This is a genomic window from Hydrogenophaga sp. (assembly GCF_030656115.1).
Lineage (GTDB): Bacteria > Pseudomonadota > Gammaproteobacteria > Burkholderiales > Burkholderiaceae_C > Hydrogenophaga.
This window is the reverse complement of sequence record NZ_JAUSOO010000053.1, coordinates 1-15,294: the sequence shown is the minus strand read 5'-3', so window position 1 is coordinate 15,294 and position 15,294 is coordinate 1. Positions and strand designations below refer to the sequence as shown.

At 64.4% G+C, this 15,294-nt stretch carries 11 protein-coding genes and 1 pseudogene; 8 read left to right on the top strand and 4 right to left on the bottom strand.

The window, feature by feature from the left end:
• Positions 1-1,958, bottom strand: a 1,958-nt coding sequence (gene tkt, locus Q7J58_RS07770) for a transketolase (protein ID WP_304825775.1), incomplete at its 3' end; no start/stop codon positions are given.
• A 218-nt stretch (positions 1,959-2,176) separates the two neighbouring features.
• Here tkt and Q7J58_RS07765 point away from each other — a divergent pair.
• From Q7J58_RS07765 to Q7J58_RS07735, 7 genes and pseudogenes are all read left to right on the top strand, one after another.
• The gene (locus tag Q7J58_RS07765; protein ID WP_304825764.1) at positions 2,177-2,917 is read left to right on the top strand and encodes a nucleotidyltransferase family protein; all 741 of its coding nucleotides are present in this window, start codon (positions 2,177-2,179) and stop codon (positions 2,915-2,917) included.
• 76 nt (positions 2,918-2,993) lie between these two features.
• On the top strand, positions 2,994-4,400 hold the full coding sequence (locus Q7J58_RS07760; RefSeq protein WP_304825761.1) for an aminopeptidase P N-terminal domain-containing protein: 1,407 nt from the start codon (positions 2,994-2,996) through the stop codon (positions 4,398-4,400).
• 4 nt (positions 4,401-4,404) lie between these two features.
• Positions 4,405-4,980, top strand: coding sequence for an MOSC domain-containing protein (locus Q7J58_RS07755; protein WP_304825757.1), 576 nt, complete (start codon positions 4,405-4,407; stop codon positions 4,978-4,980).
• Between the two features lie 40 nt (positions 4,981-5,020).
• The gene (locus Q7J58_RS07750) at positions 5,021-5,986 is read left to right on the top strand and encodes a 1-phosphofructokinase family hexose kinase (RefSeq protein ID WP_304825753.1); all 966 of its coding nucleotides are present in this window, start codon (positions 5,021-5,023) and stop codon (positions 5,984-5,986) included.
• A gap of 161 nt (positions 5,987-6,147) precedes the next feature.
• The gene (locus Q7J58_RS07745; protein ID WP_304825751.1) at positions 6,148-8,472 is read left to right on the top strand and encodes an NADP-dependent malic enzyme; all 2,325 of its coding nucleotides are present in this window, start codon (positions 6,148-6,150) and stop codon (positions 8,470-8,472) included.
• A gap of 299 nt (positions 8,473-8,771) precedes the next feature.
• Positions 8,772-9,125: a ribonuclease domain-containing protein gene (locus Q7J58_RS07740; protein WP_304825771.1), complete on the top strand. Its 354-nt coding sequence runs from the start codon at positions 8,772-8,774 to the stop codon at positions 9,123-9,125.
• Between the two features lie 51 nt (positions 9,126-9,176).
• Positions 9,177-9,572: pseudogene (locus Q7J58_RS07735) on the top strand (barstar family protein); the annotation flags it as partial.
• 274 nt (positions 9,573-9,846) lie between these two features.
• Here Q7J58_RS07735 and rsmA read toward each other — a convergent pair.
• Genes rsmA through Q7J58_RS07720 form a run of 3 tightly spaced genes read right to left on the bottom strand, consistent with a single transcriptional unit; the run spans position 9,847 to position 14,576 of the window.
• On the bottom strand, positions 9,847-10,665 hold the full coding sequence (rsmA, locus tag Q7J58_RS07730; RefSeq protein WP_304825745.1) for a 16S rRNA (adenine(1518)-N(6)/adenine(1519)-N(6))-dimethyltransferase RsmA: 819 nt from the start codon (positions 10,663-10,665) through the stop codon (positions 9,847-9,849).
• A 31-nt stretch (positions 10,666-10,696) separates the two neighbouring features.
• The gene (locus tag Q7J58_RS07725) at positions 10,697-12,034 is read right to left on the bottom strand and encodes a peptidylprolyl isomerase (protein ID WP_304825768.1); all 1,338 of its coding nucleotides are present in this window, start codon (positions 12,032-12,034) and stop codon (positions 10,697-10,699) included.
• Positions 12,035-12,074: 40 nt separating this feature from the next.
• Positions 12,075-14,576 carry an LPS-assembly protein LptD gene (locus Q7J58_RS07720; protein ID WP_304825743.1) on the bottom strand — a complete coding sequence of 834 codons (2,502 nt, stop codon included), beginning with the start codon at positions 14,574-14,576 and terminating at the stop codon, positions 12,075-12,077.
• 182 nt (positions 14,577-14,758) lie between these two features.
• Here Q7J58_RS07720 and Q7J58_RS07715 point away from each other — a divergent pair.
• Positions 14,759-15,294: phosphotransferase (locus Q7J58_RS07715; protein WP_304825740.1), on the top strand; the 536-nt coding region annotated here is incomplete at its 3' end.

Here is a 15,294-nt window from a genome sequence, read left to right as displayed (position 1 = left end):
GCCACGCCGTATTTCCACCAACCGTCGGTGGAACCCATTTCCACCGCAATGCGGGGCAGGCCCTTGGGCAGTACGTCGGTTTTGTAAGCGGTGTCCTGGCGGTCAAAGGCGGTGGTGCTGGGCATGGACACCACGCGCACGCCAATCTTGTGCTCTTTGGCCAGCAGCTCTTGCGCCTTGAGCGCCAGCTGCACTTCGGAACCGGTGGCGATGATGACGGCTTTGGCTTTTTTCTTCATGCCCACGTCGGCGGGTTCGGACAGCACATAGGCACCCCGGCTGATGTCGCCCAGACCGTGCTTGGGCGCGTAGGGCAGGTTCTGGCGGCTCAGCAGCAGCGCGGTCGGTTTGTTGCTGTTCTGCAGAGCCACGGCCCAGGCCACGGCGGTCTCGGCCGTGTCGGCGGGACGCCACACATCCAGGTTGGGAATCAGGCGCAGGCTCGCGGCGTGTTCGACCGACTGGTGGGTCGGGCCATCTTCACCCAAGCCAATGGAGTCGTGCGTGAAGACGTGGATGACGCGCTGCTTCATCAGCGCGGCCATGCGGATGGCGTTGCGGCTGTAGTCGCTGAACGTGAGGAAGGTGCCGCCGTAGGGGATGTAACCACCGTGCAGGGCCACGCCGTTCATGATGGCGGCCATGCCGAATTCGCGCACGCCGTAGTTGATGTGGCGGCCGCCCTGACCTGCTTCGTTCTTCACCACGTTGCCCGCCAGGTCGAAACGCAGGTTGGGCGTGGACTTGGTGTTGGTCAGGTTGGAGCCGGTCAGGTCGGCGCTGCCACCCAGCAGCTCGGGCAGGGCGGCGGTGAAGGTTTCCAGCGCGATCTGGCTGGCCTTGCGGCTGGCCACGGTTTCCGCCTTGGTGTGGGCCGCCAGCACGGCATCCACGGCCACTTGGTTGAACTGCTTGGGCAGCTCGCCCTTCATGCGGCGCACAAACTCTTTGGCCAGCTCGGGGAAAGCGGTTTTGTAGGCGGCGAACTGGGTGTTCCAGGCGGCTTCTGCGGCTTTGCCAGCGGCCTTGGCATCCCAGGCGGCGGCCACGTTTTTCGGGATCACAAACGGGGCGTGCGGCCAGTCCAGCGCTTCGCGGGTGAGCTTGATTTCTTCAGCGCCCAGCGGCTCGCCGTGGGCCTTGGCGGTGTTGGAACGGTTCGGGCTGCCCTTGCCGATACTGGTTTTGCAGCAGATCAGGGTGGGTTTGTCGGCGCTGTTTTTGGCGGCGGCAATGGCGGCGCTCACGGCGTCGGCGTCGTGGCCGTCCACCGCGCGAATGACATTCCAGCCGCAGGCTTCAAAGCGCTTGGGCGTGTCGTCGATGAACCAGGGCGCGACCTGGCCGTCGATGGAGATGCCGTTGTCGTCGTACAGGGCAATCAGCTTGTTGAGCTTCCAGGCGCCGGCCAGGGCCACGGCTTCGTGGCTGATGCCTTCCATCAGGCAACCGTCGCCCATGAACACATAGGTGTGGTGGTCCACGATGGCATGGTGAACATCGCCAACGGTGCGGTTGAACTCGCTGGCCAGCAGCTTCTCGGCCAGCGCCATGCCCACAGCGTTGGTGAGGCCCTGGCCCAGCGGGCCGGTGGTGGTTTCCACGCCGGGCGTGTGGCCGACTTCGGGGTGGCCGGCGGTCTTGCTGCCGAACTGGCGGAAGTTCTTCAGCTCCTGCATGGGCAGCTTGTAACCGGTCAGGTGCAGCAGCGCGTAAATCAGCATGGAACCGTGGCCGTTGGACAGCACGAAGCGGTCGCGGTTGGCCCAGGCGGGGTTGGTCGGGTTGTGGCGCAGGTGGTGGCCCCACAGGGCCACGGCCATGTCGGCCATGCCCATGGGCGCGCCGGGGTGGCCGGAGTTGGCCGCCTGCACCGCGTCCATGGCGAGCGCGCGGATGGCGTTGGCCTGGGTCTGGGCCGACACGCTCGGGGCTGCTGCGGCCACGGGGGTGGCCATCGGGGCGTCAACAGGGGTGTTGGGGGGGGTGCTGGCTGCGTCGGACATGGGGAGAAACCAATGGATGGAGGTGGCGGCGCAAATGCGCCAAACCACCGATTTTATCGGCCCGTTGCGCGGCGTCACCCAGTCGGGTGCCGGGCCTGTCCACAAAACGCGGCCCTCGCACATAATTCAAATGCTCCAGACCGACTGGATCACCTCACTGCCGGACCCCCATGTTGCGCACATCTTCCTCTTCCGTTCCCGCCATGCTGCTGGCCGCCGGACGCGGCATGCGCATGCGACCTCTGACCGATCACACCCCCAAACCGTTGCTGATCGTGCGCGGCAAACCCCTGATGCAGTGGCCTATGGAAGCGCTGCTGCGAGGAGGCTTCTCGCGCGTGCTGGTGAACACCGCTTGGCTGGGCGAGCAGATTGAGCAGTGTTTTGCCGACTGGCCCGAGCAACAGCCGGGCGCCGAGATCGCGTTTTCACACGAGGGGCAGGACTTTGGCTATGCCCTGGAGACGGCGGGGGGTATTTCGCGCGCACTGCCGCAGTTGGGCGATGTGTTCTGGGTGCTGGCCGGGGATGTGTTCGCGCCCGACTTTGCCTTCACCGCAGGCAGCGTGGAACGCTTCGCCGCCAGCGAGCAACTGGCCCACATCTGGCTGGTGCCCAACCCGCCACACAACCCCAGCGGTGACTTTGGCCTGAGCGCCACGGGCCTGGCGCTGAACCAGGCCGACGAAAAGTTCACCTACAGCACCATCGGCTTGTACCGGCGCGCGTTGTTTGAGGCGCCTTGGTGCGACACCATCCCCGGCAATCCACAAGGCACGGCCGAGCCACTGGCGCCGCTGCTGCGCCGCGCCATGCAAGCGGGCCGGGTCAGCGCCGAGCTGTACACCGGCCGTTGGGCCGACGTGGGTACGCCTGAGCGCCTGGAAGAACTGAACCGCCTTCTGGGCTGAACGGCAGCCCAGGCAGCTGCCTGGGTCGATCGGGGGCACACCCCGGCGAGGGCAAAGGCGATCTAAAACCCGCACAATGGCGGCCATGGACACCACCACCCACTTCCATCTGTACGCCGAACGCCGCGCCCGTGTGGCCGCCCTGCTGGGCCCCGGCGGCATCGCCATCGTGCCCACCGCGCCCGAGCGCTCGCGCAACCGCGACAGCGAATTCCTGTTCCGGCACGACAGCTACTTTTATTACCTCACCGGTTTCACCGAGCCCAACGCCTGGCTGGTGATCACCGCCGAGGGTGAGACCACGCTGTTGTGCCAGCCCAAAGACCTGGAGCGCGAGATTTGGGACGGCATCCGCATGGGCCCCGAAGCCGCGCCCAGCCACCTGGGCGTGAGCCAGGCGTTTTCGGTGACCGAACTGGACCAGCGCCTGCCCCGGCTGCTGGAAAACCGCCACACCGTCTGGTACCCGTTTGCCACCCACAAAGGGCTGGAAGGGCGGGTAGACGGTTGGCTGCATGGCGTGCGTTCGCGCGTGCGCTTTGGTGCGCTGTGCCCCGAGGTGCAGCGCGATCTGTGCGGGGTGCTTGATGAGATGCGGCTGATCAAGGACGCGCACGAACAGAGCATCATGCGGCGCGCCGCGCAGATCAGCGCACGTGCCCACATTCGCGCCATGCAGCGCAGCGCCGCCATGCTGCGCGCCGGCCAGGATGTGCGCGAATACCACCTGGACGCCGAGCTGCTGCACGAATTTCGCCAGCACGGTTCGCAATACCCGGCCTACGGCAGCATCGTGGCGGCCGGTGCCAACGCCTGCGTGCTGCATTACCGCGCCGACAACGCGCCCATCCGCGACGGCGAGCTGGTGCTGATCGACGCCGGCTGCGAGCTCGACGGTTACGCCTCCGACATCACCCGCACCTTCCCGGCCAACGGTCGCTTCACCGGCCCACAACGTGCGCTGTACGACCTGGTTCTGGCCAGCCAGGAAGCCGCCATTGCCGCCACAAAACCCGGCAACCGCTTTGTGGACCCGCACGAAGCCACGGTGAAAGTGCTGACCCAAGGCATGCTGGACCTGGGCTTGCTGGACAAGCACCAGGTGGGCACGCTGGAAGACGCAATTGAGCACCGCCACTACTTCGCCCACTACATGCACCGCACCGGCCACTGGCTGGGCATGGACGTGCACGACTGCGGCAGCTACGTGGAGCCCACCGAACTGGGTAAGGTCAGCGAGCGCAAAGACCCGCTCAGCGGCGAAACCATCAAGGACCGGCCCAGCCGCATCCTGCGCCCCGGCATGGCGCTCACCATCGAGCCCGGCCTGTATGTGCGCCCGAGCGACCGCATCCTGCGCGAATTCTGGAACATCGGCATTCGCATTGAAGACGATGCCATCGTCACCGAAACCGGCTGCGAACTCATCAGCCGGGGCGTGCCGGTGGCGGCCGACGAGATCGAAGCGCTGATGCGCGGCTGAAGCGGTGCGCGTACTCAGCGTCAACACCGGCACCGCCCGCCCGCTGCGGGTGGGCCACCGCAATGTTCTGTCGGCCATAGGCAAGAGTGCGGTGGCCGGGCCGGTCACCGTGGGCCGGCTCGGGCTGCACGGCGACGAGCAGGCCGACCCCAGCGTGCACGGTGGGCTGGACAAGGCGGTGTACGCCTACCCCACCGAACACCTCGCCTTTTGGCACACACAGCGGCGCGAACACAGCGCCACCCTGTTCGACGACACCCTGCCACCCGGCTTCATGGGCGAAAACCTGAGCCTGGCCGGGCTGCTGGAACGCGAGGTGTGGATCGGCGACACCCTGCATTTCCCCGACTGTGTGCTGCGCGTGACGGCCCCGCGCGAACCCTGCTACAAGTTCAACGCCGTGATGGGCCTGCCCCAGGCCGGGCGGCTGATGATGGAACACGCCTGCCCCGGCTTTTATCTGGCGGTGGTGCAGCCCGGCAGCATCGAGGCCGGACAAGCCTTCACGCTGGAACCTGGCGGGCGCGGCCTGGGCGTGCTGGAAGCCTTTGCTGCCAAGAGACTGAAGCACCTGCGCTGAATCCACCCGGCAAGAGGCTGTTTTGCGGTAGAAACACCGCATGCCCCAGCCAACAACTCCCCTGCGCATCCTCTGCCTCACCATGAACCCCTCGGTGGACTTGGCTACCGAAACCGAACGCGTGGTGCCCACCCACAAACTGCGCTGCAGCGACACCCTGCACGACGCTGGCGGCGGCGGCATCAATGTGGCGCGTGTGCTGGCCCGCATGGGCGGCCACTGCACCGCCCTGTGCCCCACAGGCGGCTCAACCGGCCAGTGGCTACAAGCCCGCATGGCACAGGAAGGCATGCACGGCATTTTCTTGCCCATCGCCGGTGAAACCCGCGTCAGCTTCACAGTGCACGAGCACGCCACCGGTGCCGAATACCGCTTTGTGATGCCCGGCCCCACGTTGAGCGAGGCCGAGTGGCAGGCCTGTCTGGACCACCTGTGGCACCTGCCCGACTTCCCCGATGTGCTGGTGGCCAGCGGCAGCCTGCCGCCCGGTGTACCGCCGGACTTTGACGCCCGACTGGCGCGCCTGTGCCGCGAGCGCGGTGCTCGCTTGGTGATCGACACCTCGGGCCCCGCGCTGGCCGCGGCGCTGGCCGAAGGCGTGTACCTCGTCAAGCCCAACCTGCGCGAACTGTCTGAACTCAGCGGGCAAGCGCTGGAGACGCCAGAGCAATGGGAAGCGGCGGCGCGTGCTCTGGTGTCGAACGGCCAGGCCGAGGTGGTGGCGCTGACCCTGGGGCACCTGGGTGCCCTGCTGGTCACGCGCGACGGCGCCTGGCGCGCACCGCCGCTGCCCATCCAGGTGGCCAGCGCGGTGGGCGCGGGCGACAGCTTTGTGGGCGGCATGGTCTGGGCGCTGCAACACCACCGCCCGCTCACCGAAGCCTTCGCCTGGGGCGTGGCGGCCGGTTCGGCGGCGCTGCTGAGCGTGAGCACCGGTTTGTGCTGCAAAGAAGATGCGCAACAACTTTTTGCTCAAGTCCAGACAACCCCCTGTGAACCGACATGAATCCCATGCCCAACCGGCCAGCCAAGCCATTCCCGCTCAAAATGTCACAGCCAATGCAACCACTACGCACTTCTACTGACTAGGGTTTCCCCCGTTCAAAGATTTAGAATGCGCAATTCGCTTTCACATTGCAATAAATCATTCCGTCAGGAGACAAGCCGATGACCCCGGAAAACCAAGAAAACAAACGCGCCGAACTCAAGCGGTCTGCGCTCGAATACCACGAGTTCCCCACGCCCGGCAAACTGGCCATTGCCGCCACCAAGCAGCTCACCAACCAGCGCGACCTGGCGCTGGCTTACTCGCCTGGTGTGGCCGCTCCGTGCGAAGAGATCGTGGCAGACCCGAACAACGCTTTCAAATACACCAGCCGTGGCAACCTGGTGGCTGTCATCACCAACGGCACCGCCGTGCTGGGCCTGGGCGACATCGGCCCACTGGCGGCCAAGCCGGTGATGGAAGGCAAGGCGGTGTTGTTCAAGAAGTTTTCGGGCATTGACGTGTTCGACATCGAGATCAACGAAAAAGACCCGGACAAGCTGGTCAACATCATTGCCTCGCTGGAACCCACCTTTGGCGGCATCAACCTCGAAGACATCAAGGCGCCCGACTGTTTTTATGTCGAGCGCAAGCTGCGCGAGCGCATGAAGATTCCGGTGTTTCACGACGACCAGCACGGCACCGCCATCGTGGTGGGCGCGGCCATCTTCAACGGCCTGAAAGTGGCCGGCAAAGACCCCAAGCAGGTCAAGCTCGTCACCTCCGGCGCTGGCGCTGCGGCATTGGCCTGCCTGGGCTTGCTGGTGAAACTGGGCATCCCGCGTGAAAACATCTGGGTCACCGACCTGGCCGGCGTGGTTTATGAAGGCCGTACCGAGTTGATGGACGAGGACAAGATCCAGTTTGCCCAAAAGACCGACCAGCGCACACTGAGCGAAGCCATTGAAGGCGCGGACGTGTTCCTTGGCCTGTCGGCTGGCGGCGTGCTGAAAAAAGACATGGTGGCCAAAATGGCCGCCCGCCCACTGATTTTTGCGCTGGCCAACCCCAACCCGGAAATCCAGCCCGAAGACGTGAAGGCCGTGCGCGACGACGCCATCATGGCCACCGGCCGTTCGGACTACCCGAACCAGGTCAACAACGTCCTGTGCTTTCCCTACATCTTTCGTGGCGCGCTGGACGCGGGCGCGTCCACCATCACCGACGAGATGGAGATTGCAGCGGTGCACGCCATTGCCGAGTTGGCACAGGCCGAGCAAAGCGAAGTGGTGGCCGCCGCCTACGCGGGTGAAAAACTGGCCTTCGGTCCCGAATACCTCATCCCCAAGCCGTTTGACCCGCGCCTGATGATGAAAATTGCCCCCGCCGTGGCCCAGGCAGCGGCCGACAGCGGCGTGGCCCTGCGCCCGGTGACCGATATGGAGGCCTACCGCGAAAAGCTGCAGAGCTTCGTGTTTGCCTCGGGCACCATCATGAAGCCGATTTATGCGGCAGCGAAAAACGCCAGCCGCAAGCGCGTGGCCTACGCCGAAGGCGAAGAAGAGCGCGTGCTGCGCGCCTGCCAGATCGTGGTGGACGAGGGCCTGGCCCGCCCCACGCTGATCGGTCGCCCGGCTGTGATCGCTCAGCGCATTGAAAAATTCGGCCTGCGCCTGAAGGAAGAACTGGATTACGACGTGGTCAACGTGGAGCAAGACCACCGCTACCGCGATTTCTGGCAGACCTACCACCGCATGACCGAGCGCAAGGGCGTGACCGCTCAGCTCGCCAAGATCGAGATGCGCAGGCGCCTGACCCTGATCGGCTCCATGCTGCTTCACAAGGGCGAAGTGGACGGCATGATCTGCGGCACCTGGGGCACCACCGCAAACCACCTGGAGTACATCGACCAGGTGATTGGCAAGCGCGAAGGCGGCAGCCCCCGCACCGCCCAGGATGTGCGTATATACGCGTGTATGAACGTGCTGATGCTCCCAGGGCGCCAGGTGTTCCTGGTCGACACCCACGTCAACTACGACCCCACGGCCGAACAGCTGTGCGAGATCACCGTCATGGCCGCTGAAGAGATGCTGCGTTTTGGCATCACGCCCAAGGCGGCGCTGCTGTCGCACTCCAATTTTGGCTCCAGCAACCAGCCCAGCGCCATCAAGATGCGGGACACCCTTGTATTGCTGCGCGAGCAAGCCCCGTGGCTGGAGGTGGATGGTGAAATGCACGGTGACGTGGCACTGGATGCCAGCGCCCGGCATACCCTGATGCCCAACTCCACCTTGCAAGGCGATGCCAACCTGCTGGTTTTGCCCAACATAGACGCCGCCAACATCGCCTACAACCTGCTCAAAACAGCGGCAGGCGGCAACATTGCCATTGGCCCCATGTTGCTCGGCGTGGCCAAACCCGTGCACATTCTCACGGCCAGCGCCACCGTGCGCCGCATCGTCAACATGACCGCCCTCACCGTGGCCGAAGCCAACGTGGCCCGCTGATCGCTTGGCAAAAAGCAAGCGCTAACTTTTCAACGTATTTTTCCCTGCATCCCTGCCTGTTTATTCAGCATCGACTTGCATTTCTGTGGCGCTTGAGGCACACTAGCGCACTTGATTTTCAGGGTTAACCCGCCCTCCGACACGGGGTTAAAAGAGGCTTTTGGCGTCTTTTGACTGGTGTGGGTGGCGGGTTGATTGCATCAGGAGCAGGGATTTTGATGGGTCTGAAACAGATCCGGGCAACCAACTGGCGCGTCAAATGGGTTCTTGGACCCGTGGTGGCCGTGGCGCTGACGGGAATGCTGAGCACCCTATTGGTGCAAGCCAGGGCGCCGGTGCCCCCGTCATCACCCGACACGGCGACCGCTTCGGTGGCGTGGTCCGGTTTGCCCCCGCAGGGGCGACAGGTCATGGAACAGATCCGCGAAGGTGGACCGTTTCAGTACGAGAAAGACGGCACCGTGTTTGGCAACCGTGAGCGTTTGCTGCCCATGCAAAAACGGGGGTTTTACCGTGAATACACCGTACCCACCCCGGGCCTGAGGCACCGAGGGGCCAGGCGGATCGTGTGCGGAGGGCTGAAGCCCCAGGCTCCTGATGCGTGTTATTACACCGAAGATCACTACAACAGCTTCCGGCTGATTGTGCAGTGAGCTTGGGTGGTGAATGGATTTTTAACTTTGACCTTTGAAAGAGACGCGGAGATGGACACGCCACTTCGTAACGTACGCCCCAATATCGTTCAGTCGATCCGCGCCTATGGCGTGAAAGACCTGCAGGCTTCGGCCGAGCAATTGGGACACCACTTTCTGTATGCCAACCTGGCGAAAGCCCAGAGCAAACAGGACGTGTTGGAGTTGATCGCAGCTCAATACACCTTGCCCACCCACTTCGGCAAAAACTTCGATGCGCTTTACGACTGCATGACCGACATGGTCCACAAGTCGGGGCCGCAAACGGGTTTCATCGTCGTGCTGGAGCACATCCCGGCCCATGCCAAGTTCGACAAAGAAGCACGCGAGCAACTGCTCGACATCTTCCGCGACGCCGCCGACTACTGGAGCGATCGCAAGATCCCGTTCCGCTGCTTCTATTCGTTCTCGGTGGCCCGTACGCCCAAAGGCGAAGAGCACATCGAAGTGGAAAGCGAAGAGCCGATGCCCACCGACAAGCTGCTCGATGTGAGTCCCATGGCACTGCGCATGAGCAGCCCGTTCAACGCTGGGTACTGGTTGAACGCAGCTTGAAAAAACGCCCCTTGCGTATCTCGCACAAGGTCGTCTCCCCCGCTAAGGGGCAACATCTGCGGTCCGGCAAAGCCGGTGCTGCGGTGTGTTGGGTTTGAATACCAAGCCGCTGCAAGCAGCGGCTTTTTCACGCCTGCGTGTTGGGGGCAGCGTGTTGCACCGCCTGGCACAGGGCCACGTATTCGTGCACCGGCACTTCTTCGGCGCGGCGTTGCACGTCAAAGGTGCCTGAAAAGCCCCGTGCATCCAGCCATTTGCCCAGTGTGTTGCGCAAGATCTTGCGGCGCTGACTGAAGGCGGTCTGCACCAATTCACCGTACAACCGGATGTCCATCGCTGGCGGCTCGACCAGCGGCACCATGCGCACGATGGCGCTGTCCACGCGCGGCGGCGGATCAAAGCTCTCGGGCGGCACGAACAGCACGTTGTCCATGGCGTAACGCCACTGCAGCATGACCGACAAGCGGCTGTAATCGGACGAGGCGGGGCGGGCCACCATGCGGTCGATCACCTCCTTTTGCAGCATGAAATGCTGGTCCTGCACCACCGCCACGTGGTCCAGCAGGTGAAACAGAATGGGCGTGGAGATGTTGTACGGCAGGTTGCCGACCACACGGAGTTTGGGTCGCCCGGCAGCGGTTTCCTGACCGGTTGACCTGGCACACAGGCGCTCGGCCAGGGCGGTGAAATCCACCTTCAACACATCGGACTCGATCACCTCCAGTTGCGCATGGCTGCGCAGTCGGGCAGCAAGGTCGCGGTCGAGTTCGATCACCGTGAGGCGACCCAACCTTTCCACCAGGGGCTGCGTCATGGCGGCCAGGCCGGGGCCAATTTCAACCATGGCATCACCGGGCTGCGGGCCGATGGCGTCCACGATCCCATCGATGATGGCGTGGTCGGTCAGAAAGTGCTGGCCGAAGCGTTTGCGGGCGATGTGTTTCATGCGGGGCGCCCACGGCTGGTGGCGGACCGTGTCACGGTTGGGGTGCTTCGCGGTATTCCACAAACGCCCGACTGCGCACGTCCTGTGCCCAGCTTTGCAGCGCATCGCCTGCCTTTTGCTCACGCACCAGACCGCGCACCACCTCGCGCTGTTCGCGTGGGCTCAAGGTGTTGTCGCGCCGCTCGTCCACACGGATCAGGTGCACACCAAAGCGCGACACCAAAGGCTGGGAGATTTCCCCAGGGCGCAGTGCGTTCATGGCTTCTTCGAACTCGGGCACAAACTGCCCCGGACTGGCCCAACCGAGATCGCCGCCTTGGCGCGCAGAACCGTCCTGGCTGTGTTCACGGGCGAGCGCTGGAAAGCTGGCCTGCCCGCCGGTGACTTGCTCGCGGAATTGGTTGAGCCGGGCCACAGCAGCTTCCTGGCTGAGCTGCGGGCTGGTACGCAACAGAATGTGGCGTGCGCGGGTCTGTGTGACCACCACATCGGGCAAACCGGCCTGGCTTTTTTCCAGCACCTTGAGCACATGGAACCCAGCGGGGCTGCGAAATGGGCCGACGATGCCGCCAGCCGGCACCGGCTGAACCGCTTCGACAAACAGCGCAGGCAAGCGGTCGGCCGGACGCATGCCAAACACCCCCCCGTTGGTACGTTCAGGCGCATCGGAATAGTCGCGTGCCAAAGCGGCAAAGTCGTAACCGCTGCGGGCGCGATCGGCCACCGCCTGAGCGCGCGCCTGCAGTTCACGCACACTTTCTTCGGTAGCCCCTTCGGGCACCAGGACCAGCACGTGCGCCAGGTTCAGCCCTTGCTGGCTGGGGTCGATGTTGGCTTGCTTTTCAAGAATGAATGCATCGATGTCGGCCTCGGTAACGCTCACGCGGGATTCGGCCTCGCGTTCGCGCACACGCTGCAGCAATATCTGGTTGCGCAGGTCGCTGCGCAGTCGGTTGATGTCCATGCCTTGGGCCGCCATGCGGCGGCGGAATTCTTCCAGGCTCAACTGGTTTTGCTCGGCAATCGATTGCTCGGCCTGCAGCAGTGTGGCCTCGTCCACGCGCAGTCCCAGTTCGGTGGCGTGCTGGAGTTGGGCGCGTTCGCCCACCAACTGCTCCAGAACCTGGCGAACCAATTCGCTGCGCTGCGGCATGGGTGCGCCTTGCTGGCTCAATTGCTGTTCCACACGCAACATGCGTTGGCGCACCTCGTTGTTGGTCACCGGCTCGGAATTGACCAACACGACAATGTAGTCGGCGGTCTGCGGTCCGGAGGGCGCCACACTGCGCATGGAATTGAGTTGTGTCGACGGACGCAAGGCCTGCGCCGTGGCCACACCGCCCCACACCAAAGGCGCGCACAGAAGCACGGCAGCCAAGCGGGACAGGCGGGCGGAAAAGAGGAGGTGATCAGTCATAGTGTTGGAACCGGCTCGGCGGGTTGATTTCTTCTCGCAGGTACTGGTAGCGGGGCACGTTGTCCTTGAGTGTCTTCAGCGGATTGGACCCAATGCGTGAGAAACCCGAGAATTCGAGTTGAAACAGGATGCGTTGGTTCGCGCTGGCACTGCTGCGCTGCAGCCGCTCGACCACCAAACGGCCAAGCCAGCAACCCGCATCGTACTCAAAGCCGGCCACCAGATCGACGATCTTGCGATCGGGCACGCTGTAATTGATGCGGCCCACGCTGTACCACTGCCCGGCACCCAGCGCCTGGCCGGATGCCCCGTTGCGCACGGGGGTGCTCCACAGGTCGTTCAGCGGCCATTGCCAGCCGATGTCGAATTGCTCGCTGCTGCCGCGCTGCAGGCGGTAGGCGGCGCTGAGCACGCGGTAGTTGCTGGGCGTGTAGCGACCACTCAAGGTGGTGCGCACCGACGCGCGCTCTTTCGGGTTGAACTGCACATTGGCGTCCATGGACCAGCGCGAATCCCACTGGATGCGCCCACCCACCAACACGTCGCTCAGGCGCTCCAACTGAGGGTCGCCACCAGGCAACCCAGCGGCGTTGGGCAGCACGACGTTCTGATCGCGCAGCAGATAGCGCTGAGCAATGCCCAGGCGCACCACCTCGGCGCCGGTTTGGGGGTCCAGCAGGCGCGAACTGGCGCCGACGGTGAGGGCTCGGGTGTCCGAGATGCGGTCGTTGCCGCCAAAGGCGTTTTCGGTGTAGATTGAGGCGAAGTTGAAATCGTTGGCGGCCGAATCGTAGTTCGGTAGCAGCGATTGGTCGCGGTAGGGCGTCCAGGTGAAAAAGGCCCGTGGCTCCAGCGTTTGGAGGAAGCTGCGACCCAGGTAGTTGGCATGGCGCTCAAACACCAGCCCACTGTCCACACTGACGGTGGGTACCACGCGCGAGGCACTGCGCGTGCCCGTGCTCAGCGGATCGTCCAACTGGTAGTGCGCGGCATGCAACTGCATGCGCGGTTTCACGTAGCCGCCGGGTGCTTGCCAATTGCGGCTGATTTCACCCACAGCCAAACTCCGGGTTCCGTTCTGCCGGTCCAGTGCCGCAGCCACAGCATCGGCCCGGAAGCGGGTCGTCTCGGTGCGCACAGACCAGTCCCAGCCACCGAGACCGCCGATGCTGGCGTCGTTGCGCGCATAACGCACAGCCAGCGAAGGCAGGCGGTCGTAAGGCGGCGTGATGGGCGCTGCCACATCTTGCAAGGTTTGCCATTGGTACGCACCCGCCTCCACCGACCAGGGGCCGCGCGCCCAGCTGAGCACCGCTTCGTTGGCCAGCAGACGCGAGGTGAGCGAGGTGTTGGAGCGCGGGAAATCGCGCCAGTAATCGTCGTCGCTCACGCGGTTGAGGTTCAGGCGCAAGCCCACCGGGTTGTCCAGACCCAGCAGGCGCACACCGGTCTGCTCTTGCAGGCGGTGGTTGTGCTGCACCGAATAGCCCCAGCGGTTGCTGTCGCGCAAGCGGTCCGAGGGCATGAACGCCGCGCGCACCTCACCGTTGTAGCTCGGATCCAGGTAGCGAAACTCGCCGCCCAGGTCGACACCGCGCTTGCTCATGACGGTGGGGTAGAGCGTGGCGTCGAAGTGGGGCGCCAGGTTCAGGTAGTAAGGCAGCGTCAGTTCCAGGCCGCTGATGTTGTCGATGTTGATGGTGGGCGGCAACACACCGGACTTGCGCTTGTCGGAGAGCGGAAAGCTCAGATAGGGCGCACCCAGAATGGGTACGCCCTTGAATTCGAGCACGCCACCGGTGGCCATGCCGACTTCTTCGGCGTTGTCCAGGTCGATGCGGGTGGCCCGCACCAGCCAGTCGGGCATCCATTTTTGGCCCGGTGTGCGCGGGCAGGTGGAGTAGCGTGCATCGTGCGCGGCCATGCGATCTTCGTCGAGAAAGTCGATGCGGCTGGCGTCGCCCTGTCCGCCGTTGTTCAGCAGCGAAAACGCGGGCTGCGCAAAGGTGCCGCGGCTGGTCTCCACGTTGATTTGCAGCTCAGGACCCTCAAACCGGTTGCCACTGCGGTTGATGAGCACGTTGCCCACCGCGCGCGCATCGCTGCTGCTTTGGTCAAACTCCAGCCGGTCCGCACGGATCACGGTGCCGTGGCGGCGCAGCTCGGCGCCGCCCTCCATGCCTTCAATCACCACCAACCCATCGGTCTGGCCCGACAGACGATCACCCGACACAAAGGTGGGCAATTGGCTTTCCACTGCCTTGGGCAGGTTTTCTTGCAGCAGAGGGCTGGTTTGCAAGCGAAGGCCGGAGGGCAAGGCTTCGTCGCCACCACCTGGCTGGGCCCACCCCAGTCCCGGCACGGCCAAGGCACCCAGCGCCAGCCAGGCGAGCAAACTGCGCACGGCGTGCGCCACCGGAGCCTGTTCGAAGCGGGGCTTAAGGGGGTTACCGGCGGCAGGGGCAGGGAATGGCGGTGCGGTGCGGCGGTTCAAGGCGGTGGGCTCGTGGTCAGTGCCCGGGCCGCGGTGGGTGGACCCGCAGCGGCAGAGCCTGTCAAAGTTCAGTGGGGATTTCATGTGGCAACGCTCACAGGCCACTGGAAACGGGTTTGTAGAATCTGCGGCGATTATCCTATGCCCACACAGCGGCTGTCGCTGTGCACCCGCCCACTGCCATGACCCCGATACAACCCCTTGTTGCGTGGGCCAACCCCCAGCGCGAAACCGCCTTCAACGCCTGGCTGCAAGGCCTGGCCAGCGCCCAGGGCCTGCTGCCCGCCACGCTGCGCCCAGCCTCGGCCGATGCCAGCTTTCGCCGCTACCTGCGGGTGGACACGGTCGACGGCGCCAGCCGTATCGTGATGGACGCCCCGCCCGACAAAGAAAACTGCCAACCCTTCGTGCACGTGGCCGGCCTGATGCAAGCCGCCGGCCTGCTGGTACCGCAGATTCTGGCCTGGGACGAGCCGCAGGGCTTCATGCTGCTGCCCGACCTGGGCACGCAGACCATGATGGAGCAGATACAGCCGGACAACCCGGCCGCCAACCACGCGCGCTACCTGCAGGCGCTGGACACCTTGCTGGCTTGGCAGCTGGCGTCCAAACCCGGCGTGCTGCCGGCCTACGACGAGCCGCTGTTGCGCCGCGAGCTGCAACTGTTCCCCGACTGGTACCTGGCCCAGCACCGCCAGACCACGCTGCAAGGCAAGGA

Excerpts from the sequence above, each read along its gene's own strand:
- Q7J58_RS07765 (WP_304825764.1), top strand. The coding sequence starts at position 2,177 with ATGTTGCGCACATCTTCCTCTTCCGTTCCCGCCATGCTGCTGGCCGCC.
- Q7J58_RS07760 (WP_304825761.1), top strand. The coding sequence starts at position 2,994 with ATGGCGGCCATGGACACCACCACCCACTTCCATCTGTACGCCGAACGC.
- Q7J58_RS07750 (WP_304825753.1), top strand. The coding sequence starts at position 5,021 with ATGCCCCAGCCAACAACTCCCCTGCGCATCCTCTGCCTCACCATGAAC.
- Q7J58_RS07745 (WP_304825751.1), top strand. The coding sequence starts at position 6,148 with ATGACCCCGGAAAACCAAGAAAACAAACGCGCCGAACTCAAGCGGTCT.
- Q7J58_RS07740 (WP_304825771.1), top strand. The coding sequence starts at position 8,772 with ATGCTGAGCACCCTATTGGTGCAAGCCAGGGCGCCGGTGCCCCCGTCA.
- rsmA (WP_304825745.1), bottom strand. The coding sequence starts at position 10,665 with ATGAAACACATCGCCCGCAAACGCTTCGGCCAGCACTTTCTGACCGAC.